The organism is Veillonella sp. 6_1_27 (assembly GCF_000163735.1).
Taxonomy (GTDB): domain Bacteria; phylum Bacillota; class Negativicutes; order Veillonellales; family Veillonellaceae; genus Veillonella; species Veillonella parvula_A.
The window spans coordinates 331716-356517 of record NZ_GG770216.1 but is presented as its reverse complement, the minus strand read 5'-3'; the positions used below and the strand labels follow the sequence as shown (position 1 = coordinate 356517).

20 protein-coding genes are annotated in these 24802 nt (G+C 38.1%); 8 read left to right on the top strand and 12 right to left on the bottom strand.

What is annotated here, in order from left to right:
• Positions 1 to 3: 3 nt before the first annotated feature.
• Positions 4 to 741 carry a (Fe-S)-binding protein gene (locus HMPREF0874_RS05450; protein ID WP_004698263.1) on the bottom strand — a complete coding sequence of 246 codons (738 nt, stop codon included), beginning with the start codon at positions 739 to 741 and terminating at the stop codon, positions 4 to 6.
• 523 nt (positions 742 to 1264) lie between these two features.
• On the opposite strand from HMPREF0874_RS05450, the gene HMPREF0874_RS05445 reads away from it, so the two are divergent.
• Complete coding sequence (locus HMPREF0874_RS05445; protein WP_004698169.1) at positions 1265 to 2980, top strand: S-layer homology domain-containing protein; 1716 nt, start codon at positions 1265 to 1267, stop codon at positions 2978 to 2980.
• A 183-nt stretch (positions 2981 to 3163) separates the two neighbouring features.
• The gene (locus HMPREF0874_RS05440; protein ID WP_008602228.1) at positions 3164 to 4549 is read left to right on the top strand and encodes an S-layer homology domain-containing protein; all 1386 of its coding nucleotides are present in this window, start codon (positions 3164 to 3166) and stop codon (positions 4547 to 4549) included.
• 93 nt (positions 4550 to 4642) lie between these two features.
• On the opposite strand, the gene HMPREF0874_RS05435 is transcribed toward HMPREF0874_RS05440, so the two are convergent.
• A complete protein-coding gene (locus HMPREF0874_RS05435; RefSeq protein WP_004698216.1) occupies positions 4643 to 5488 on the bottom strand; it encodes a hypothetical protein in 846 nt (281 codons plus the stop codon).
• An 11-nt stretch (positions 5489 to 5499) separates the two neighbouring features.
• Positions 5500 to 7578: an OPT family oligopeptide transporter gene (locus tag HMPREF0874_RS05430; RefSeq protein WP_008602227.1), complete on the bottom strand. Its 2079-nt coding sequence runs from the start codon at positions 7576 to 7578 to the stop codon at positions 5500 to 5502.
• A 577-nt stretch (positions 7579 to 8155) separates the two neighbouring features.
• Here HMPREF0874_RS05430 and HMPREF0874_RS05425 point away from each other — a divergent pair.
• Positions 8156 to 9511, top strand: coding sequence for a lyase family protein (locus HMPREF0874_RS05425; RefSeq protein ID WP_021148612.1), 1356 nt, complete (start codon positions 8156 to 8158; stop codon positions 9509 to 9511).
• 152 nt (positions 9512 to 9663) lie between these two features.
• Here HMPREF0874_RS05425 and HMPREF0874_RS05420 read toward each other — a convergent pair whose 3' ends face one another.
• The 5 genes from HMPREF0874_RS05420 to HMPREF0874_RS05385 form a co-directional block, all read right to left on the bottom strand.
• Positions 9664 to 10245 (bottom strand): hypothetical protein, encoded by a 582-nt coding sequence (locus tag HMPREF0874_RS05420; protein ID WP_008602223.1) that lies wholly within the window; start codon positions 10243 to 10245, stop codon positions 9664 to 9666.
• Between the two features lie 657 nt (positions 10246 to 10902).
• Positions 10903 to 11901, bottom strand: coding sequence for a DUF805 domain-containing protein (locus HMPREF0874_RS05410; protein WP_232197515.1), 999 nt, complete (start codon positions 11899 to 11901; stop codon positions 10903 to 10905).
• Between the two features lie 690 nt (positions 11902 to 12591).
• Positions 12592 to 13773 (bottom strand): metallophosphoesterase, encoded by a 1182-nt coding sequence (locus HMPREF0874_RS05395; RefSeq protein ID WP_008602216.1) that lies wholly within the window; start codon positions 13771 to 13773, stop codon positions 12592 to 12594.
• Positions 13774 to 13789: 16 nt separating this feature from the next.
• Positions 13790 to 14887 carry an A/G-specific adenine glycosylase gene (mutY, locus tag HMPREF0874_RS05390; protein ID WP_008602214.1) on the bottom strand — a complete coding sequence of 366 codons (1098 nt, stop codon included), beginning with the start codon at positions 14885 to 14887 and terminating at the stop codon, positions 13790 to 13792.
• 203 nt (positions 14888 to 15090) lie between these two features.
• The gene (locus tag HMPREF0874_RS05385) at positions 15091 to 15612 is read right to left on the bottom strand and encodes an 8-oxo-dGTP diphosphatase (RefSeq protein ID WP_008602212.1); all 522 of its coding nucleotides are present in this window, start codon (positions 15610 to 15612) and stop codon (positions 15091 to 15093) included.
• 117 nt (positions 15613 to 15729) lie between these two features.
• Here HMPREF0874_RS05385 and HMPREF0874_RS05380 point away from each other — a divergent pair, with 117 nt between their 5' ends.
• The 3 genes from HMPREF0874_RS05380 (at position 15730) to HMPREF0874_RS05370 (ending at position 17654) form a co-directional block, all read left to right on the top strand.
• Positions 15730 to 16503, top strand: a complete 774-nt coding sequence (locus tag HMPREF0874_RS05380; protein WP_008602211.1) for a DUF4931 domain-containing protein — start codon at positions 15730 to 15732, stop codon at positions 16501 to 16503.
• A gap of 77 nt (positions 16504 to 16580) precedes the next feature.
• Positions 16581 to 17414: a metallophosphoesterase gene (locus tag HMPREF0874_RS05375; protein ID WP_039965213.1), complete on the top strand. Its 834-nt coding sequence runs from the start codon at positions 16581 to 16583 to the stop codon at positions 17412 to 17414.
• Positions 17415 to 17423: 9 nt separating this feature from the next.
• Entirely contained in the window at positions 17424 to 17654 is a 231-nt protein-coding gene (locus HMPREF0874_RS05370) for a hypothetical protein (protein ID WP_008602207.1), read from the top strand.
• Positions 17655 to 17788: 134 nt separating this feature from the next.
• Here HMPREF0874_RS05370 and HMPREF0874_RS05365 read toward each other — a convergent pair whose 3' ends face one another.
• The 3 genes from HMPREF0874_RS05365 to crcB form a co-directional block, all read right to left on the bottom strand.
• Positions 17789 to 20287, bottom strand: a complete 2499-nt coding sequence (locus HMPREF0874_RS05365) for an S-layer homology domain-containing protein (protein WP_008602206.1) — start codon at positions 20285 to 20287, stop codon at positions 17789 to 17791.
• A gap of 421 nt (positions 20288 to 20708) precedes the next feature.
• Positions 20709 to 21689 (bottom strand): molybdopterin-binding protein, encoded by a 981-nt coding sequence (locus HMPREF0874_RS05360; RefSeq protein WP_039965212.1) that lies wholly within the window; start codon positions 21687 to 21689, stop codon positions 20709 to 20711.
• Between the two features lie 84 nt (positions 21690 to 21773).
• Entirely contained in the window at positions 21774 to 22154 is a 381-nt protein-coding gene (crcB, locus tag HMPREF0874_RS05355) for a fluoride efflux transporter CrcB (protein ID WP_008602202.1), read from the bottom strand.
• 189 nt (positions 22155 to 22343) lie between these two features.
• Here crcB and HMPREF0874_RS05350 point away from each other — a divergent pair, with 189 nt between their 5' ends.
• Positions 22344 to 22727: a helix-turn-helix domain-containing protein gene (locus HMPREF0874_RS05350; protein ID WP_039965210.1), complete on the top strand. Its 384-nt coding sequence runs from the start codon at positions 22344 to 22346 to the stop codon at positions 22725 to 22727.
• Between the two features lie 174 nt (positions 22728 to 22901).
• Here the strand turns inward: HMPREF0874_RS05350 and HMPREF0874_RS05345 are convergent, their stop codons facing one another.
• Positions 22902 to 23609, bottom strand: coding sequence for a GntR family transcriptional regulator (locus HMPREF0874_RS05345; RefSeq protein WP_004694848.1), 708 nt, complete (start codon positions 23607 to 23609; stop codon positions 22902 to 22904).
• Between the two features lie 208 nt (positions 23610 to 23817).
• Between HMPREF0874_RS05345 and HMPREF0874_RS05340 the strand changes: the two genes are divergently transcribed.
• A complete protein-coding gene (locus tag HMPREF0874_RS05340) occupies positions 23818 to 24759 on the top strand; it encodes a diacylglycerol kinase family protein (RefSeq protein WP_008602199.1) in 942 nt (313 codons plus the stop codon).
• Positions 24760 to 24802: the final 43 nt, after the last annotated feature.

Here is a 24802-nt window from a genome sequence, read left to right as displayed (position 1 = left end):
TCCTTAACGGCAGTTTAAGATTTCAGCAATATGCATAACTTTGATACGGCGATCAATTTCGCCTTCTTTATGAAGACGATCAAGCATACCAGCGATGTTCATTAAGCACGCTTGGTCAGAACCGGAGATAACGTTGGCACCTGTGCCAGCAATTTCCAATGCTTTTTCGCGTGTCATAACTTCACTGATTTCAGGGTTTTTAACTGAGAAAGTACCGCCGAAACCACAGCAACGATCTGCACGTGGTAATTCAATCAAGTTGATATCTTTAACGTTTTTAAGGAGTTTGAAAGGAGGCTCTTTAATGCCCATCAAACGAGTTACGTGGCAAGATGTATGGTATGTAACGGATTCGTTAAAACGAGCCCCTACATCTTCAACACCTAATACGTCAGTAATAAATTGAGTGAATTCGTAAATTTTACCACTCAATCTTTCTGCGCGCGCCAACCACTCTGGTTGATCTTTTAAGAAATGATGATATTCATCGCGGATTGCAAAAGCGCAAGAACCGGACATGCTGACTACATATTCAGCGTTCTCAAAGCATTCGATTGTATTCTTAATTGCGTCCATAGCTGCGTCATTATAACCGGAGTTAGTGAACATTTGTCCACAGCATACTTGTTTCTTAGGTACTACAAGCTCACAACCTAATCTTTCAAGTACTTCTACACCAGCCATACCTACATGAGGGTAGAACATGTCAATCAAACACTGTTGGAAAAGATGAATTTTCATATTATCTTCCTCGTCTTTTCTAGTACTTAACCTAATAAAAAATTTTGATATGTATGTGTTATGGCAATTTTTAGTAGTGAATTTTTCGACTAAATTTCTGCCCTGAACATTACTTATGCTTTCAAATAAATATTCAAAAGCTCATCGCTATAATTATAAATTAATCATGTAGATATTGTCCAAAGAATTGCTATATTCGTATGTACCCTTTTATTTCTTATATCGTTATGACTTTTTGTAATAACAAACATTGAATTTTATCACATCTATTATTTCATTTATCATTTTTTCTTGTAAAAGCCCCATAAAATCTAGATTTTGCGAATGTTTATCATTTTGCATTTTTAACTACTAGAAAATCAACTTTTATCTATATTTCATTCTATATTTATATAATGGTACTCAAATTTTCAAATTCATGTAAGTTTTATCCTTATAGATTACATTTTCTTATAGTAGTGTATAAATTTAAAAAGTGTTATAATTTATTTTATATAAGTATAGTTTGAAAGGAGCCCTTTTCATGAAACTAAATAAATTATCTTTGTCTTTAGCAATTACATTGGCCCTTGGTTCTACATTCAGCATGGCTCACGCTGAAACAACTGCGACTCATATAAAATCTGAAGTATCTAATGTGGCTACTAGAGCTGAGGTATCTGCTAAAGCGGATGAACACCGTGTTGATACATCTGTTAAAAACGATGCTAAACGTATTGATACATCCGTCAAAAATGATGCTAAACATGGTAGCACAGTTGTAAAACGTGATGCAAAACATGCTGATGCATCCGCTAAAAACGCTGCTAAACGCGCTGATACATCCGTAAAAAACGATACTAAACGCGTTGATACTTCTGTAAAAAATGACGTTAAACGCATTGATACTTCCGTAAAAAATGATGTAAAAGAAGATGCTGCAAAGGTAGAAGGTAAAAAAGTTGTAAAAACTAAAGAAAACTTACCTACTGGTGTATACCCTGACACAAAAGATAACTGGGCTCGCGATGCTATCCAAGCAATGACACAAGCTGGTTACCTTTCTGGTTATGCTGATAATACATTCAAACCTAGTGCACAAATTACTCGTGAACAAGCAGCTGCTATTTATGGCAAAGTGCTACAACACAACTTAAACGAACAAGAATTAGCAGAGATTGCAACAAAAGAATCCTCTACCTCCTACTCTGACGTGGAAGCAGATCGTTGGTCTAGCTCTGCTATCAAATTAGTTAGTGCTGCAGGCGTAATGGAAGGTACATCTAAAACAGCTTTCACACCTAGCAAAACTATGGACCGCGAACAATTCGTTGCATCTGCTGCTAGTCTAGCTAAAAAATTGAATCTTTCTACACCTGTAAAAGCAGAAAAAGTAACTTTCAAAGACGAAGCTAGCATCTCCTCTGCTTACTTGGCAGATATCCAATACATGGCACAACGAGGCATCGTAGCATCTGGGGCAACAGAAAACTTTAACCCTAAACAACCTGTAACAAGAGCACAAGCGGCAACAATATTAAATCGTATGCTTAATGGTGCTGGCCTTGCAACACCAAAACACACTACAACTGAAGCTAAAGCTGAAACAGCTGTAAAAGAAGATGCCAAAAAAGCTGATACAGCATTAGAGAAAGATACATCTAAAGTAAGTAAAGACGCTAAAAAAGATGTAGCTAAAGCTGATAAAGCTGTAAAATCTGATGCAAAAAAAGTTGAAAAAGACGTAAAAGGCAATAAAGATGCTGCAGTAGCTGAAAAAGCTGAACCTACTCGCACCGTTCGCCCTGTTCGTCGTAGCACACTAAAAGCACTTGATCAAAAACAACAAGCTGCATTAGAAGACAAAGTATTTTCTGAATTAAATAAAACTTATAAAACAGAAGATGCATTCCAAAATTATGGCGTAATGTACTGGCGTGACAATCAATTACACGTAGCTTTGAAAACAGACAGCGATATTTCCACAGTAAAAGCCAACCTTGCAAACCGTGGTGATTCTACTGTAAATAACTATGTTGTAGTTGAATCCTCCCAATACAGCCAAGCTGAATACGATGCAATCGATACAAACTTCCGCAACTACTACAACAAAAATGAAAAAGCAGGTACAATTCTAGCTACATTCCCTGATGTAGAAAATAACCAACTTTACGCAGTTGTATCTACAGCATCTAAAGAAACACAACAAGGAATCTCTAAATTATTCGGTTCCAAAGTAAAAATGACAGTAAAACGCTAATCGGCGTTACACTTAACCAGCCAAGGCAGCGTATACTCGACAGTACTACGCTGCTTTGTTGTATATCACTATGCATGCCAACTAATTGACTTTGATGCGACGGATATAGCTTTTTATGCTGGTGAAAGTTTATATTCTACGGCTATCAAGCGCTAGCCTTTACCATGATTAGGAAGGATTTTTATGTACAAGAATACCCCTCACGCATTACGTGCCCTCGTACTCGGCACATTATTGACTACAACAGGCCTTGGTTTTGCTTCTGCAAACACAACCACTACAACTCATGCTCCTGCAACTACTGTTGAAGCCACTAAAATGGAAACTACTAGAGCAGATGTAGCTAAAACAGAAGTAGCTAAAATGGATGTTACTAAAACGGAAACAACCAAAATCGAAACAGCTAAAATTAAATCTACTAATACTGCATCACCTGCAATTGTAAACACCTCTATTGGTACACCTCAAGATATTCAAAAAATCCGCGCCCACATCTTTACAGATGTGCCTAGTGATTTTTGGGCGGCTAACTCGATTAGCACTGTAACAAAAGCAAACCTAATGAAGGGGTATTCCGATGGTACATTCCGACCTAACCAACCTATGACACGTGAAGAAGTAGCAGCTCTCTTCAACAATATCACGGATGATGGTACGGCCGCCTTTTTATCAAGTAAATTTAAAGATATTACATCTGACCGTTGGTCTGCTCTTGCTATTGAATCTGTAGCGCGCAAGAATATCATCAGCGGATATGGCGATGACACATATAAACCAGAAAAATATATGTCCCGCCAAGAGTTTGCGGTAGTAGCAGATAACTATATCCATTACTTAGGATATACCACTGAAGACCCAACAGTTCTTGATAATATAGCCTATGGAGACCAAAAATTTGTGGCTCCTTGGGCACAAGATGCCGTTCGCGAGCTTGCCTATCTTGGGTTCACAAACTACGCTCCAGGTACATTGTTTAACCCTGAAAAATATGTAACTCGTGCAGAAGCAGCGGAAATTGCGTACCGCATGACACAAACAGAACAAGCACTTGCCTTCCACAATACATTGTTCAAGCAACAAGTAGAAAACAAAACAGCTAATATCATCGACAAAGCATTAGGCTATGGCAATGATTTCACCAAATTCCGTCAAGACGGGGCCCTCTTCTGGGAGGCAGGCCAATTACATGCATCTTTAACAGATCAAAAGAAAACTGACCTCATCTCCAACGCAATTACAGAGGCACATGATCCACAGCTAGATAGAACTGTAGTCGTATCAAAAGGTAAATTAAATCAGGCTCAACTAGAAGAGTATCAATCCGATGCCATCGCCCTTTACCAACAAAAAGAACCTCAAGGAAAGATCCTTTCCATCTCCCCAAATACTGATACGAGTGCCCTTCTCATTACCGTTGATTCTATTCAAAAATCGACGTTGAAAGCATTTAAAAAGAAATTCCATGATAATGTATTCTTACAATTACCACCGGAGCCGCTTACAAAGTCAGACGGAAACATTCAATTCCCATTACCACCGCGCGTAAACTATTATAACGACAAACAATAACATAGACAAAAAAGAACCGCCCCCTTAGGAGCGGTTCTTTTCACAATTAAACAGCTGTTACTATACACACATAATCGAATTTACACAGTTCGATTATTTTTTTGTTACATCATTTTCGCGGTCACGCAAGATACCAACTGGTACATATACCGTACCTGCGCTATGGATTGAATCCACATCTTGTTGCAAAATCATTACAACGGAATAATCATCTGTTGTGTAGAATTCAGTAGGCATTTTATCGATATTTACATCGCCACCTAATTTATCTTTCACATCTTGATTATTATTAATCGCATTTACCAACTCTTTTTTATTAAGACCACCAAGATCGTACAAGGATAATTGGCGACCTGTTGTAGTGTTAAATGTGAAACCTTTTACATAGTTTACACCATTGGCATCATGATCACGCATAGTATATGTGTGAATCAATACGCTGAAAATACCGTTTTTATCTGTTTTAACATCATAGTACATAACTACATTTGTTTTATCAGATTCTTTAGCATTTAACTTTTCTACATCATTTTGTATTTTAGAAACATACTTTTTGATGGTCGTATTGATTGCTTTTTCTACCGCAGGGCTAACAGATTTAACCTCTGGGAATACTAAATCCAAATGATCTGTAGTAGATTCCACAGGTGATACAGCAACCTCTTTGCGATCCATATAACGGTCCGCATTTGGAGCTACCACTTCAACTGCATTACGATCTACTTTAGACGCTTTAGAGCGCAACGCACGATTCTGCTCAGGTGTAGCAGTACTAGAAATACGATATGTTAAATCATTACGATTTACACGTTTCGCATTTGTTTGATTTGCTTGTACATTTACAGTATCTTGCGTTACAGGTATTACTTCGCTTGCTGCGAAGGAGACTACTGGCAATGCAGCAGCCATAATGATGAGTACAGACTGTTTTAATTTCATTGTTTAACCTCTTATTGTTCTTGCTCAGCTTTCATAGCAAGAGCTTCTTCTTTATTGAACTTGTGTGTAACAACACGGCGAACAAGATAGAGACCAGCGAATATGAATGCAAGCAATCCTAACCATTGTGCTGTGCTTTCAAATTCAGGACCTACTAATTCAAGTGGAGCTTCCCCACCACCAGTTGTAACAGACAATACAATAATAACAGCTATGATTACACCAATCAAGCTTTCACCAACGATCAGACCAGAAGCAAAGAGAACACCGCGGCGATTGGATTGCTCTACATCGTAGTCAGCAAGCTCACCGGCACGCATTTTAGCACGAGCTACAAGATAACGACCTACGAAGTAGCTGATGAAAGAACCAATAATAAGCGGTACTTCTAAAGTAGGTGGTAAATAAATACCCATACCAACCGCTAACGGAGGCAATGTTAAGGTTGCAGTTGTGCTCTTGAGAATCAAGTTGACGATAATCGCCACAACACCAACGCCAACACCGATTAAGATATAGTCCCAATCCATGCTAGAGTTGAAGATACCTTGTGCAATGGTAGTCATCAAAGTCGCTTGAGGAGCAGATAATGCAGCGTTTGGATCCATTTCAGCACGTGGTAACGCACCTGTGAAACCGTATGCTTGATAAAGCAAGTTAAGAACTGGAGCAATTGCAATGGCACCGGCTACAGAACCAAGTAACAAGGCAATTTGTTGACGCCAAGGTGTAGCACCAACGAGTTGGCCAGTTTTCAAATCTTGTAAATTATCATTAGAAATAGATGCAATCGCAATAACTACGGATGTCATAAAGATAGCCATAGCAGTAGCGAACTGAACACCTTCTTGTGTAGCAAATAAATTATTTTCCGCTGCGATAAAGTATACAACTAAGGAAGAAATAATAGTCGCTAAAATACCGATACCAGAAATTGGAGAAGCAGATGTACCGATAAGGCCTGCCATATAGCCACATGCTGCAGCTACGAAGAAGCCAATCAATAAAGCTACTACGATACCTACTACAACGAGTGTCCACATTAAACCTGCACTAATAGGTACGACAGATACGAAATCCCAGAATGTAAATACTAAGCCAATAAGAATAAGTATGAATACACCTAAAACGGATTTTGTACTCATATCTGTATCCATGCGATGCAATTCACGTTCTGCGGAGCTGCTATTCATGGATTTAACAGAAATTTTCATACCTTCGATGATAGGTTTGATTAAGGTAATCAAAGTCCAAATCGCAGCAATACCGATAGCACCAGCACCGATAAAACGAACTTTAGATTTCCAAACAGCCATTGCAAACTTGGCAGTAGCACCGCCATCTGGAGCAAACATATTAGTGAAGTAAGGTACGAAGCCAGCCCACGCGATGAGTACACCAACGAGGATAGCGATACCAGAAGCGATACCAATAAGATAACCAGCACCTAACAACGCTGTAGAGAAGCCCAAAGGAATTTGAGTAATCCCTTTGCCACCTACAGGAATCCAGAAGCTCATGCTATCGCCAAGCACTTTGAAACCATTTGCACAAAGGCTAATAAGGCCAGCTACAAAGCCACCGGACACAATGTCTGTCATACCGGAGCTAGATTGAGGGCCTTGTTCACCATTGTGAGAGCCAACCTTTAAAATTTCTGCTGCTGCACGGCCTTCAGGATATGGTAGATCACTATTCACTACCATGGCACGACGCAATGGAATGGTGAATAACACACCTAGAGAACCACCACATGCGCAGAGCAAAAACGTTTGCCAGAATGGAAAACCATTCCAATACCCAAGCATGAGTAAACCTGGCAAGATAAAGATAATAGCGGACAATGTACCAGCGGCAGAAGCCTGCGTTTGTACCATGTTATTTTCAAGAACATTAGAATCCTTGAAGAACCGTAAAATTGCCATTGAAATAATAGCTGCCGGAATGGATGACGAGAACGTCAAACCTACCTTCAAACCGAGATATACGTTAGATGCTGTAAAAATAACAGTAATCAATGCACCAAGTAGCATCCCACGTAACGTCAGTTCCGGCAGATGAAGGTCATGGCTCGTAAAGTCATGTTTCATAAGTACTTACCTCCTCTGTGAAATCATAAACTTAAAACAATATACTAAGCTACTTCCATTTTATCGTGTTAAAGCGATGATTTCAATATATATGCGACATTTATAATGTATACATATGAAAATTATAAATTTAAGTTTTCCCACAAATATCTTGAAAGGTCTATTCTGTATCCAAAACACTTTATTAAGCGTGGTAGCCCTCCAAAAGCCTCCAAAGCCACCCACCCTGCTTCGCAGGGCCGCTAAGTCGTTTTTGGAGGACCACCACGCTAATATATACCTAATCGGTTACCCTAAGAATAGACCTTTCATCATTCACCAAATGAAATATTTAATTTATAATTTTTCTACATATAACGCATTATCAATCTTACATATAGATTGAAATCATAAAGGTATGGGGAGAAGGAAAGCGCAATATACTTTCCTTTTCTTATATGCGCATTATGCATATACACCTATCAATTATATGAAAATAGAAATCATTCTCTTTTATTCTGTACAAATATACAGGATTTTATATAATTAAAGTACCGACAGTAGGGTCGGCATGTCTTTTAAGGAGGTTGTAAACATTATGGAAACAAGAATTGAATATGATTCAATGGGACCAGTCGAAGTCGACGCTAGACGAATTTACGGACCTCAAACGCAACGCTCGTTCAATAATTTTAAAATCGGTGACCACCGCATCCCTATTGAACAAATCAAGGCGCTTGCGCTTGTAAAAAAAGCATGTGCTTTAACCAATGCAAAGTGTGGCGCAGTAACTGAGGAAAAAGCGAAACTCATCGCTCAAGTAGTAGATGAGATCGTGGACGGAAAATGGGATGATGAATTTCCGTTAACCGTATTCCAAACAGGTTCCGGCACACAAACTAACATGAATGTGAACGAAGTCATCGCTCACCGAGCTAAACAGTTAGATGAATCCAATCCGCTTCATCCTAACGACGATGTAAACCGCGGTCAAAGTACAAACGATACATTCCCTACGGCAATGCATATCTGTGCATACTTTGAAATTACAAAACGCGTAATTCCTGCATTGGACGGCCTTATCGGATCCTTTGAAAAATTGCAAGAAAAAGGGAAAGGCTTGCAAAAAGTTGGTCGTACCCACCTACAAGATGCTACTTTCATCATGGTAGACCAAGAAATTAGCGCCTTTGTGGACGGCCTAAAAACTGCCAAAACTATGCTCCTTCAAAATGCTGACCACCTTCTCGACGTAGCACTCGGTGGTACTGCGGTCGGTACAGGTGTGAACACACCTAAGGGCTATCTAGACGTTATGGAAACTGTATTGCCAGAGGTAACAGGCGCTCCATTCCGTGTTAAGAATAACAAATTCCAAGGACTTGCTCTCAAAGATGCGTTCATGATGGCTCACGGGGCACTCAATACGTTAGCTACTACACTATTCAAAATCGCTAATGATGTTCGTTTCTTAGGCTCTGGCCCTCGCTGTGGCTATGGCGAATGGCATCTACCTGAAAACGAACCGGGCTCCTCCATCATGCCAGGTAAAGTCAATCCTACACAATGTGAAGCCTTGACCATGGTATGCGCCCAAGTATTCGGCCACAATACGACTATGACACTCTGTGCAGGTAGCGGTGCATTCCAATTGAACGTATACATGCCGATCATGATCTATGATTTTGTTGAAAGCTGTCGCCTCCTTGCAGACGCTATGAACTCTTTCACAACACACTGCATCGACGGCGTAGAATTTGTACCTGAAAAACTCAACTTCTTCGTAGAACAATCTCTCATGATTGCTACATCCTTAACACCATACATCGGCTACGATAAGAGTGCTAAGGTTGTAAAAGAAGCGTACAAACGTGGTTGCTCTATCAAAGAAATCATCTTAGAAGAAAAACTCATGACCGAAGACGAATTTGCCGAAGCAGTTCGCATGAAATAAAATCTCTCTCACCTCTATGACATATCTGTAACATCCTCTCATACCTCAAATGAACGGAAAATAAAAGGACGCTATAGTCTTGAATTCTTCAGTACTACTTATTACTGAAGATTAGACTATAGCGTTCTTTTGAGTTTTATAAGACTAAAAAATTAGATTGGAATTTTTTGACCTAATAAAGTTTCTAACCCTTTGAAAACTTTAATAATATTAACATATCCTTCTTGAATAGCATTTGCGTTATATGGAGGTCTGTAATCATTTGCTTTTGTATTTATTACCATATTTCTAAAAATTTCTTGGTCTTGTATAGAGAAATCATTAAATGATGTATAAATAACTAATGTACTACCATAGGCTTTTCTCATATCATCTATTGTATCATCAGCATAACTTAACTTTTCACCGTATCCTTTTTGATTATAAAAACTATCATTGGGTAGTTTCTCTATATAACCTATAAACGGAATATTCAATATTTTTGTGAACCCTCCAGCCCCATAAACATATATAAAAGGAAAGTGTGTTTCACAAGAAAAGACATAACCTTCTATACCTACTCTTTTCCAATTATCCCGTAATGCCATATTAAATTGATACGGCCATTCATATCGCCCTAAAGCCCAATTCATCGTACCGTCTAAATCAAAATTATAGAACCAACAAAAAGGAAATAAAATTAGAATAGTAATAAGAATCTTTTTTAATGTCCGCATGTCTAATACCATATCCATATTTCTCACAAATTCTAGATTACCCTTTGCAAAAACTCACGCTAAACGAATCCAAGCAAAAGTATAATATCTCATAATATGTCAAAACATATAAATATATGCATAAGGCTACTAAAAATAACCCAAAATATACGCCCGCTTTAAAATTAGACTGATATTTTTCTACTTTATCACTTTCAAACTCATCATTTTAAGCATAAAGTACATTCCAACCAAAGAAAGTCCCATACAAACTATTATCAAAAAAATAATACCAACCCGGTGACAGATTCATAAAACAAAACTACTATTCCACCCTCAATTATAAGACTTCCTAATGCAGTAATCCTAGTTAAAGTAAACTTACCTTTATGAGTAACTAATTTGTATATGAGGAATACAATACCAAATATTATAATCAAATCCTGAAGCATTATCTCTCCCTACGGTTGAATTAATATTTAAGCTTATAAGTGATAAATTTAAAAATCTACAGCACATACAATAATAATCATACTTTAATAAACAATGTACTTTACTCTTCTCAAAGATAAGAGCAACATATATTTCATTTTTATTTTAACATTAGAAATAATGATATTTCTAATTTAAACTCTGGATTTTATAAATAAATACAATAACCCCTGCTAGGATACTATCATAGCAGAGGTTAATTAGTTATAAAGGATAATAAAAAATAGAGTTACTTTCCTGATCATATAATGCAGATGTTTTATTATATAGTAAATACAGCACATATATATTAACTAAAGGTACAAATAAGCAAATAAGCCAAAAAATACTACTATTGGTATCCATCAAGCGTCTACATATCATAGTAATTACAGTATATGTAAGATAAATGTATAAAGTATATCTTAGAATGGATGGCTCAATAGTATAAGTTACAACAAAATTATACATAATAAAAGCTAAAAACACATTAAACATATGCCACTGACGAACAGTACTGCGTCCATAAAACCATAAACTATCTATTAAAATGCTTTTATAGATATCAACCCAAAAAGGATATGTATCCTGACGACTATAATACAACTTTAAAGTCTTGATCTGCCCATCGGTTAAATCATTTCTATTGCCCCAACACACATCAATAACTTTATTATCAAAAATAATCCCATTAGTTTCAATAGTATTATGAGCAGACCACAATTTATCGATTCCAAATGCCCAAAATAGTATCAGCCCCATCAGAAAAGGAAAGAACATCTCAGGTGTATCTACGCTCCATAGTACCTCATTCCCCAATATATAGTCAGTAGTGCCTCTAAAGCTAAAATTAGAACTAGAAATAGTAATACTTTTACCCAAAAGTAAAACCATTACTAAAGAAATCATTATAATGACATTAAACCAATTAAGAGAAGCCTTTTTATAATAATTCAACCGCATGTAATTTGTAATAAAAACAAAAAGAATATAAAGAGTATGCCCTACATAAAATAACATATTATAGTATTCTTGATTATATATTCTATCAAAAGGAAGAGAAAGCATGAAAATATTTGCTTCTATGCCCAAGAAAACTAAAATATTTATTGAAAGATAAGTTTGCACATTCATCGTAAGTGTTTTAAGATTTCTTACATATTGAATTAACGCTACTACTTCAATTTTAAACTTACTAAATTCATCAACTAAAAACTGTTTCATACTTTTAATTATCATATAGATACCAATAATGGTGAAAGTTTTTAGCAGTATTTTATATAATCCAATATAAAACAATCACCGAAAAAAGATAGATTTCAGAACTAATGGTAAATGAATGCACACAAATGCTACCCTCTTTTACGTCTTAAATAGTTATAAATATAGTTCCATACCACATAAAACAAAAGTATTATAACATATGCGATAACAAAGAAATAAAAATCTACTTCATCTTCAATCAACTCTGGATTTGTGACAAGACTATATGGAATACATATAAGTAAAAAAAGTACTAAGACTCGCACAAAATAATTATAAAGTTTTAAAAACATATGCTTACTCCCAACATAAAACCTATATATTCACAAGGTTTATAGTCATTAATATAATCAAGAATATGATGAGAATAGCCTGTTTTGTATTTAACAGTTCATAGGTCTCGTTAAATGCATCATTCTTAAACGCCTGTATTAGCAGTATTTCTTGTTTACTAAGTTCCAGATATAGATCTAAATGACATCCAATTGCCACTAGTATTGCTATTTTGAGATATCCCTTATATATATCCGCTGTCATATCGTAGATTAGAGAGATATCAAATAGCATAAGCAGAATAATACATATAAGGATTTTATATATAAAGGATTTAATATACATTAATGTATACCTATAGTGAGTTTGTCTTTCAAACTAAGCTACTCCATCAAAGAATGTAATAACCGTAATTTCTCGTGGACAGTTGATACGGATTGGGAACCAGTGTCCTGTACCATTATTAACGTAGCATACGCTTTGTTCTTCTACATAGCGACCTTTTGTATATGGTGTGCCTGTTGGTACTAACGGCATACCCATGAATACGATTTGACCTCCGTGGGTATGTCCAGATAGAGTCAACGGAATCTTTCGTTCAATAGATTCTTCGAAGAATTCAGGGTGATGGGCCAATAGGATAACAAAGGCATAGTCTGGAATTCCAGATAAAGCTTTGTTAATCATGGCTTCTCGGTTATCCTTTTTACGATCGTTATCGTACGCAACGCCCGCAATATATACAGGTTGTTTACCACCCATGATTTGAATATTACTATTCATGAGAATATTCATAGGTGTATTTCGTTTAAGTGAATCCAGTACCTTATTTACATCGTGATGATACTCGTGATTTCCCAAGATAAAGTCAACACCATCAGGGATTTGTTTTGCGAAGGTTGTCAGTCTTTCACAGACTTGCGGCAACCATGCAAGCTTATCAATAAGGTCGCCAGTGATAACAACGCGATTAGGTTTTTGTAAAAGTGCAAGTTTCAGGATTTCATCAAAGTCATCTAAGTCGATACTCGGTCCTATATGAATATCACTAAGTTGTACAATTTTATAGTTTTTCAAACCAGGTGGTAGGTTCGTGTAGCCAAAACTTTCATGAGTTACTACTACCTCTTGTTGACCTGCAAAGGCAGCATAGCTAGAACCACCGATAGTAGCCAACGGCACTATAGTTGCAGCAGTTCTAAAAAAAGCACGACGGCCTGTTCTATTTTCCTCTGGTGTTTTGCCCCAAATCTTATTGATTGTCCAATATAATAGACTAAGTATGATAAATACAGGAATCGCTAGAAATACGCCAAAAAGGAATCCGTAGCTTTCGGTACGGAACATATTCATCAAAGGATAGTACATCGTACCATATAAATCCACTTGATTGAGTATATAGTATCGGATAGCAGAAAACCACGCACCGATAATGATTATATAGCCCACCCAGGCAGGCCATTTCTTTTTGGGCTTCCACAAGTTGAGGAATAGAGCCCAAAATCCTACCAACCCTATTAGAAGGATGGCAGAAAAAGTAATATTAAATAGAATTCTCATTCATTACTCCTACAAATTATTTTGCGATTTCCGTCAATTTACCATGAGGACCCGCCCAAGCATAGTCGGAGAACTCATCACGCTTGATGAGCATCCAGTCCTTTGGCAATTGCTGTTGGATATCTGCAATCGATATATTATTCGCATTCCCTGTGTACGTTAAATCACCGCGGAATGCTTTCATAAACCATTTTCGGTGAGAGAAAATATGTGTTATTTCTTTCACAAGTACTGGTTGCAAAGATAACTCAAAGCCAAGGGGCTTAACTAATTCCTCAAGGCCTCGTTCTCCTTCGTCAAAGGCCGATACCATTTCTACAGATGGAAACTCCCACATGGATCGTAAAAGCCCACGATTTGGCCGTTTATGCAACAAATAATAGCCTTTATAATTCAAGATGCCCACGAATAAAGGCACCTCTACTACCTTTGTTTTCTTGATGCGCACAGGCAGTTTATCTGTATCCTCATGTTGATAGGCAGCGCACATATTTACAATAGGACATTCCCCACAACGTGGAGTTTTTGGAATGCACACAGCAGAGCCAAAGTCCATCAAGGCTTGGTTAAAATCCCCAGGTCGATCATGAGGCAAGGTCTCCTCCACGATGGCCGTAATAGCCTTTTTCCCTTTAGTGCTTAAAATATCGTCAAAAATGCGATATAAACGAGCATAGATGCGCAATACATTGCCATCTACAGCCGCTTCTGGTTCGTTGTACGCCATAGATAGTACGGCCCCAGCCGTATAAGAACCTACGCCCTTTAGGGACTCCATGGTCTTACGATCGTGAGGCACGATACCACCGTAATTTTCAACAACATCCTTTACACCGAGCCGTAAATTACGAGCACGACTGTAATAGCCAAGCCCTTGCCATGCGTGAACCACCTCATCTTCGGAGGCCTTTGACAAATCCTCCAAAGTTGGGAATAGACGCATCCAGTTGTCATAATAGGGCTTCATAGCCTCAATGCGCGTCTGCTGGCTCATCACCTCGGAAACCCAAATCTTATAAGGGTCCCCACAATCGCGCCACGGCAACTCCCGTTTATGCACATCATACCACGCCAATAGCTGTGGCACCCACTTTGGGTTCTTTTTATCAGTCATATTACCTCAAAATAGTATAAATTATGGAGCATATTACCACTCTCATGGTCATATAGCCCCTTTTTACATTTTAAAATCCACCAAACCATCATCTTGATGTTAGTAAATTTATGTTAATAATTAAATAGGTATACACTAAAATTCGTCGGCATAGTATAAAGAATACCTATATTCGACAATATAACGCAAATAATCTATACGTATCAGCCATTAATATACAAATCAATGCGCGCCAAGTGTTCGCTTTCAAGAACAGTATCAACAGTGGTCAAATCCATCTTATCCACCATATTATTATCTCGACCAAACACAATAGGCCCTTTTAATTTCTTTCCTTCTAACAACATCGGCAACCATCTACGGTCACCATCCCACATATGTTCGTAAGGAATTTGATTCGGTTCTAGCCAATGAGGCTCCATTTCGTCTGTTTCCTCTACATCGCCTGTGAAAGCACGCAAGAAATACACATAACTCACGTGCGTTAAGCTTTCATCAAAAGGAAATTGAAAATCAAAAGCCGCTACACATTCTAAGTCTTCAGGGTTCCCCTGAAGGCCAGATTCCTCATAGAGTTCGCGAATAGCACACTCTCGGAAGCTTTCACCATCATCAAGTTTACCACCGAAACCATTATATTTATTAGCCCCAAAACCACGCTTCTTACGCCCTAACAATATACGATTTTGTTCATCAATGGGAAATACGAGCGTCGTTGGTTTCATAGGGCCTCCTTAGTCACAAAAATAACACACTATTATTATACCATTATTTCATGTACGAATGTGCTAGTTGTGGTATGATTAAGAGTATAGAATTTCTTACAAGGGAGGAGGCACATGATGAACAAACCACTTAGATTTAATATCGAATTAGGACGGACAAAGCCCGTCAATATTCGCAATGAACAAGTGCGTTGTCCCTTCTGTGATCGTTCCAAATTAACGGATATTCTCGATACATCAGGCCATATTATATGGCTCATGAACAAGTATCCTGTATTAGAAAAAACTTGGCCTACCGTCATTATCGAAACGGAAACTGACGAAGGCGAATTTTCTACCTTACCTACAGACGAAGCCGCCCATATTCTCCAATTTGGTCTCGATAAATGGCGCGAAACTCGTCAGCGTAAAGAGTTCAAATCTGTACTGTTCTTCAAGAATCATGGCTATATGTCCGGTGGCTCTATTCGTCATCCTCACAGCCAAATCATAGGCCTTGAGAATTACGATTACCACAAAGATATTACGGCCCAAAATATGGAGGGTTGGCTCTTGCACGAGGATCAAGATGTCCGCATCACCTTGTCTACCCATCCGATTATTGGGTTCTTTGAGTACAATATTCGCTTCAAACCAGATGCGCCGGTTCGTGCTGTGGCCCTTCGACTACAGCAAATTTTGCGCTATGTATTGCATAGTGTAGCAAACTTTAGCCAGTCCTATAATTACTTTGTATATAATCTTGAGGACGGCTATGATTACATCAAGGTAGTGGCGCGCTATGTAACGACGCCCCTCTATGTAGGATACAAAATACCACAAACTTGCGATGAGGGACGAGCTGCTAAAATCAAGCACGATATTACGCCTTATTTTCAAGCTACTAAATAGCTCTAACCATATACCGTACATAATTTGATATATAATTTTATATATGGTTTTAACCATACATATTTGAAAGGATTTTTATGAAAGTATTTGCCATCGGCGACCTCCATCTATCTGGCAATCCTCCCACAAAGCCGATGGATATTTTTGGTCCTCACTGGAATGATCACTGGGCCCGCATCAAAGAGCATTGGAATGCCAATGTAAGCGATGAAGACATCGTCTTTCTCGTAGGTGACATGAGCTGGGCTCTCCGCCTTGAAGAAGCGGCCTGCGATTTACAAGAAATTGCATCTCTACCTGGTAAAAAATATATGATTCGCGGCAACCATGATTATTGGTGGGCATCGGCGAACAAGATGCATAATCTCATGGGCGACGCTATTACCTTTATACAAGGTCACGGCACCGCAGAACTCATCCAAACCGAAGAAGGTCCGCGCCTTATTGCATTCGGAGGAACGCGTGCCTACCTCTGTCCTGGAGACTCCCACTTCTTCCCAGAAACGGACCAATCCATTTACGATAGAGAAGTGATGCGTACCGAAGCGGCACTTCAAGAAATGGATAAGGCAATACATAAAGTACTTGAAGAACTCAGGACGGAAACAAAGGTCTGTATAACAGAATCATCCGATTCTAAAAAATCCTATTCATCAACACCTGATTCAATTATAGATATAGAGACTATTCCTGTAACAAAGTTATTGTTGCTACATTACCCTCCATTTAACGAATCCAACGCTCCTTCTGGATTTACGGACCTCATGGAGCAATATATGGTAGATATCTGTATCTTTGGCCACTTACACGATCAAATTTCCTTTAACCGGATTCCAAAGGAATTTGGTACGACAAAACTAGAATTGGTATCTGCAGACTATCTAGACTTCAAGCTAAAGCAAATTATTTAAGGAGAGACCATGAGTCGCATTCACAAAGAACATTTACAAGCCGGCTATATCTTTGGTGACACCGTCAACCAAGAATATATATACTTGCCCTCTGGTGAGGTGGGCACGGATCATCCGTTAGCAGTCCTAGAAACACCAACGAAGCGCGAAGATATTACATTGGACGAAGCCGTCCATATGATTGATACCCTAACGCTAAAACGTTGTAGCCACCCTACACTAGGTAAAAAATCATTTTAATAACGCAATCAATAATGCAATTAATTGAACAAAGGAGGCTGTTTATCACAGCCTCCTTTGTTTTTTCTTTAGTTTATACAAGAACTATTTTGTTGTCTTCCTTTTAGTTTAAAAGGTTAATTCATGACAAGTAATTACTTCGCATTACGCTCGATATGACTACCATAAACATCTCTGTAATCATTAGTTTGCTTATTGTCTTTATTGTTTACACGAAGTCGTTCTACCTTATGACGATCATTGTCTTTACCAGAGATTCGATCCACACGAATGCGATCCAAGTCACGAAGACGAGCCAATTCAGGATTAAATTCGTTAATCGCACGCCCCATTTTACCATCAATTGGAGCACCCAATTGTAAAGCACGGTAAATGATCGCAACATACTCATAACGAGTCATTGCGCGATCGCCTTTAAATTCGCCATCAGGATAACCTTCAACAAGACCTTTATCAGCCAAGTCTTTTACATATTCATAAGCCCAATGATTAGCCGGTACATCAGGGAAGTTCACATCTTTCTTGTCATACTGAGGTGCCATTCCCATGGATGCCTTCATTTGTTGAATCTCTACATTTTGGGCTTTTACAATGGCCTTTAAGTCTTGAACCTCTTTAGCCAAAGCTACTCTAGAAGTAGATACACCATTTTTTTGACCTAATTTCAATGAAACGCCGGCATTGACCATGTTTTCACCGTTACCCATGGATCCAGCTACGCTGAACATAGTGTCTTCATTTGGTCTGTAGAAAGCACCTAATGCCATCGCATTTTCACCGGCATAGTTACCGTAACCAGCCGCAAAATTCCATTTATCATCAGGATCAAAATCCAATGGATGAATAGCCGCTAATGCAGCCGCACCAGCACCAACTTTTCCTATTTTGCTATTTAATAGGTTCACACCATTACTAATACCGCTAGTAGCTTGATACAATTGGCTACCGTTAACGGCATCTTTAGATGTAGCGGATACTTCACCATCGGCTACATTAGTGATTTTATTGCCACCATTATTTAGACCTTTATTGTCCAAAGAAACATTACCAAATTTAACTTTATCTACAGATACTTTGTAATCAGTACCACCAGCAGCATTTGTGCTTGTAGTTACAGTTACATTATTACCTGCAGAAATGCTAGTATGTTTTTTAGCTTCTTTTAATGCTTCTGTGGCTAAAGTCTTATTATATTCAATACGACGTTCATGACTTTCGATACGCTCACTATGATTTTCAATTCGAGCATCATGATTATCAACACGATTATCTAAATAATCTAAACGCTTATCTTGATTGTCAATACGTTTTTCTTGATTATTCATACGTTCAGTTTGATTTTTTAATTGAATGTCATGATTTTGAATTTGATCTTCATGACGAAGTAAATCAGCATCTTGACGAAGATTTTCTTTAGTTAAACGAGTAATTTGATTATCATGATTTACAATTAATTTATTATGTTTTTCTAATTCTTGACTATGTCCATTTAAAATATCTTCATGTTTTTGTAAGACATCTGTATGATCTTTTAATTTTCGTTCATTGTCGGCAATTTTTTCTTTATTTTTATCGATTTCATTAATATTATTTTGAATTAATGTATTGTGATTATTAAGAATTCCGCCCACTGTATTTGCTACTGCATATAATTGACTACCATTTATAGCATCCGTGCTATCAGAAGATACTTTCCCAGATGCTACATTAATCACCTGACGTTCTTTACCAGATGCACCAACACTCGTAACGCCGTTACGAGCTGACCCTACCCCAGCAAAGCCGGAATAGTTAATACCATTTATATTAGCTTGTGTTTCTGTTGTGGCAGCTCTATCGGTAGATGCATTGCCTAAGAGAACACTATTTCCTTGTGTCGACGTCACATTACTACCCAGTACATATGTATTTGCTTGTGCTACGTTATTACTAACCCCAAAAGCACCAGAATCAATGCCAGAAACAGAATTACTGCTACCAATTCCAACTCCACCACGTGCAGTAATCGTATTACCTGAACCTAGTGCAACAGCATTTGCAGCACCAGCATTAGCATTATTACCTACAGCAGTTGCACTCTCTTCAGCTTTTGCATTATATCCAACGGCTACTGAACGATTTCCCTTTGCTCTAGCATCATTACCATATGCTGAAGAGAAATTACCAGATGCCTCAGCATTAAATCCAGTAGCGGTACTTGAAATACCACTAGCCTTTGTACTATTGCCAACCGCTGTAGAAGCTTCAGCAGATGCTTTAGCGGATGAACCAAAGGCATTTGAATTACGGCCTGAAGAAACTGATCCATGGCCTATTGCCGTAGCGTTTTCACCTTCTGCCCGTGCACTCCGACCAATAGCATTGGTATTATTAGCAGTTGCCTGTGCACTTCGTCCGATAGCTAGTGAAGTCTCACCAGATGCGGTAGAAGACTGTCCTATAGCAGTTGAATATGAACCGGATACCGTATTTCTGAAACCTACTGCTAAACTATGGTCACTGGTAACCGTGTTTTCATCACCAAAGTGACGTGAATACTCTGTCGGATTTCCTTGTGCTTCTACATGTAATACAGTTCCCGTGCCTAACGCAAGTAGTATTGCCAATGATAATGCAACTTGTTTGCTTTTCATCGTTTACTATTCCTCCCTACATCTAAAATTATAAATACAACGGATAATATATTATCATTTATAATATATATTCAACAAAACTCAGCATAAAATATGTCCATTATTAAATAATGTATTATCATTATCCTTAACTATTATTGTACTTTAAATATTAAATGAAGTAAACGAGTTTTTTTAACAAAATAGATATAAATATCAATTTTATCGATAAATAAAAATTCTATCAAATTCATCATACTATAAATTAATAGTATAATAACAATATAAGGAGATAAGATTTATCTTATCTCCTTATATTGGCTATATTAATTATATTAATTATATTAGCTATACTAATTATTCTAGTTATATTGTTTGCTTTAGCTATATTACTTAGAATAGCTATATTAGTTATTCTAACTATTCTAGTTATATTAACCTATTAACCCAAGAATCCTCCATGGCCCATAGCTATACAATCTTCTTTGGTGATTTCATCATCTGCGATGAGGCGTGGCACAATTTCATCAAAAGCAGTCGGTTTGCTGAACAATACACCACCTGGTACACCAAGGATTGGTGTGCCATCTGCACAGTAAGCAATGCAAACCATGGACCCTGGTAACACAGGTAATCCATAGGTAACAACGTGATCTGCATAGCGTTTAATCGCTCCTGGGGTGAGATCATCTGGGTCAACACTCATACCACCAGTGCAGAAAATGATATCTGCGCCTGCTGCTTTCACCTTGTCGATAGCCGCCACGATATCGTCTGTATTATCCGTTACAATTTCGTGAGCTACCTTTGTAACACCAAATTCAGCACAACGTTCTTCAATGATTGGTGTGAAAGCATCTTTAATACGACCTTCAAATACTTCAGAGCCGGTCGTAACGATACCCATTGTTTTGCGCACGAATGGCTTTACATGTAACAAAGGCTTACCATCAGCAATTTTCTTTGCATCTTCTACTTGTTGTTCTTCTAACAACAATGGAATACAACGCATGCCTGCTAGTTTATCGCCTGCTTTCACAGGTGTATTATTAAATTTTGTTACAATAGTCAACTCACCAATGCTATTAATAGCATGTAATCGGTCTACATCAACCTTAAAAAGCCCATCTACATCCGCAATGGCTTCAATTTTACCTTGTGCCATAGGGCCATCGTGCATGTTTTCACCGCTTGCCATATGGTATAAAGCACGAGCTACATCCTCTTCATGCAAGAACCCCTCATCTTCCGGCTCCATTACAAATACATGTTCCTTGCCAAGATCCAAGAGTTTAGGAATATCCTCTTCTGTAATTACATGGCCACGGCGGAAGGGCGTGTCTTTCACCTCACCTATGACGATTCTTACGAGATCGTGTAATAATGTTTGCCCTACGGCATCTTGTGTTCTAATAGATTTCATAATATCTCCCAAGTCATTAATAACAAAATACGCTATTATATAACATCAAAATGTATTTAATACTATTATTCAATATTAATATGTTTACATAGTACAGAGTAGACGCACTATTAGCATACCAACCCAACAGAGAATTAGGCCCCCTATTACTTGTACCACACCGTACCATAACGCTTGTACATAGGATTCAGCCATCATAAGCTGTAGCATTTCAAAGGCAAAGGTTGAAAAGGTGGTAAATGCACCTAACCCACCTACAACGAGGAAGAATCTCGCCCATTGAGGTAGATCTGGCTTTTGCATATAAAGGCCTAAGACTAAACCGATAATAAGGCAACCAACGAGGTTTACTACTACCGTACCATACGGAAACGAGCTGACCTTTGTCATCACCCATTCACCGAGAGCCATACGGCATAAGGCCCCAATGGCGCCACCAAGGGCAACGGCTATGTATTTTTCCATATTGCCTCCTCTACTCAAGATAACATACTAGATGTTATGCTCACATTACTATAGCATACATGTAATACTACTTTCACAATTCGTGTAATTATCTGTAATAGCCGATAATTATCTAATTTTCTATATTAGTCAGATGCTAACAATCTCAGTATACTATATTTAGAGAGTAGGGAAAAGGAAGGAGTCCCTATGAACCCCTCGGCTACACCGCTCACCGAACTGCGGATCAACACGTACGAAGACCCGGTTTTACAACATCAATATGTTTGTTTAGGTCATAAAATTGCCATCATTCGAGTATCCCTAAATATGTCTCAACAAGAGTTAGCTCGTCACATTGGTATCAGTCGTAGTTATTTAAGTAAATTAGAATGTGGTACAGGCATCTCAGGCATGTCTTTAGAAATTCTTTTTAAAATCGCTCAAGCCTTTCAAATCAACGTAGGTCAGCTCGTAAGACTGCGTGTTGTAGATTATAAAAACTGTAATGCGCACCTAACATCACACTATAAACGGCTAGAGCTTCTGAACCACACCAAGAGAACGTCTCGAAATCAAACAAAAGAAAACTAGTCCAATAGTCTAAAACAACGGTTAATTAAATACAACAAATGATAACTAATTTATATCAAGATGCTCTAAATACTCTAAATGAAAATTGAATTAGATATTCAAAATAATAATCAAAAAAGCTCCGCCATTGGCGGAGCCTCTCATATGTAATTATGCCCATTGCATCAGCAGGCATTATACTTCATTAAGTTTTTTATGTTGTACTTCTGCATTTGCTTTTTTAAAGATAAATGCATTGTTAATATGCTGACGCATAGCTGTTTCTGCAGCAACTTCGTCGTGACGTTCAATAGCGTCTACGATTTGATCATGTTCGTCATCACAATCATGTGTACGTACAGCATTGAAAGAACTGATGTACATGTCGCGATTAACGCGTTCACGGAAACCTGCTAGATAATCTACAATGCGTTCATTGCCAGAGTAATGAGCAATCATTGTATGGAATCGGCTATTCACATCAACACGTTCTGTGGCATCTTCAATTTCATGCATTTCTTTACAAAGAGTTCTTAGCTCTTGTACTTGCTCAGGTGTAGCATGACGAGCACATAATCTAGCACCAAGTCCTTCCATTACTTCACGAACTTGGTAAAGCGCTACGATTTCTTCTGGCGTGTCAGCTTTTACAGTAACGCCTTTCCAAGGAACGATAACTACGAGATTATCTTTAGCCAATTTGCGGAATGCCTCACGCACAGGTGTAGCACTCACTTGTAATTGTTCTGCAATCTTTACTTCGTTAAGCTTCTCTTGAGGCATCAATTCGCCTGTTAAGATAGCTGTTTTTAATGTTAAATATACTTGTTCACTGAGAGGTAATCTTTCGATAGAATCCACTGCGGACAATTTGTATTTATCTTTTGAACTTTGTCTTCCCATTACTAGCCCCTAAACCTTGCTAACCATTCGTGCTTTCAGACTTTCAAAGAACGGTTAAAATGAGTATAATATAGTATACAACATATCTTAGACAGTATGTTGTGCGAAATTAAGTACATACATTACAATTATAGAACTCATCATTAAGACTGTCAATTTAACTATAGATAATAGCTATATCTCATTTTTGAAAGTAAGGAAGTATACTATGAGCCGTTGTTTGATTATCATCAACCCTGTCTCAGGAGGCGGTGCAGCGCGCCGTTACGCCCTCGATTTACAATGGAAATTGAGCACCTTGTTCGAAACGATTGAGGTTAAATTCACCAGAGGTGAAGGCGATGCTACACGTTTCGCTAAGAACGCTTGTGAGCGCGGGTTTGATGCCGTATTCTGCATGGGTGGTGACGGCACTGTTAACGAAACCGTTAATGGTATTGCCCAAGGTGGATTCTCCTGTACCTTTGGGTTTATCCCCGTTGGTACAGTAAATGATATGTCTCGTGCGCTCGGCATTCACCAAAATCCAACACAAGCTATCAGGCGTATCGATATCAATGAAACTCGAACCATTGATATCGGCCGTTGTAATGATCGGTATTTCTGCAATAATATTGCAGCTGGTGTTATTCCTAAGGTTGTGGATGAAGTTACGCCAAAGGAAAAAAGCATACTCGGCCCTCTTGCGTATTTCTTGCGAGCAGGCCAAGCGTTGTTCACTACAAAGGACTACACGTACCGCATCAAAACAGAGAACGACGATTTCATCTGCAAATCCCCTCTCGTTTTAGCCCTACTTACCAATGTAGTCTCTAGCTTTGAACGTTTTATGCCAGAAGCCTCTGTAGATGATGGTTATATGCGTATCATCATCTTCAAGGAATATTTTATCCTCGATATTCTCAGCGTATTACCACTCATTATCAGTGGTGCCATCTATAATTCTCGTTATACAACGACATTAACGGTGAAAAAAGCTCATATCGAACTTCTATCTGACGTCGATGATTTATCGACTAATATGGATGGTGATGCAGGTCCGGATATGCCTGTGGATATTGAAGTATTGCCACGCGTACTCAAAGTATTTGCACCTGCAAAGCACAAAAAGAAAAAAGCCTTAAATCTGCCTAAACTACCACATATATAATAAGTAATTGGTAACACAAAAGCTCTCTATCAACGGATAGAGA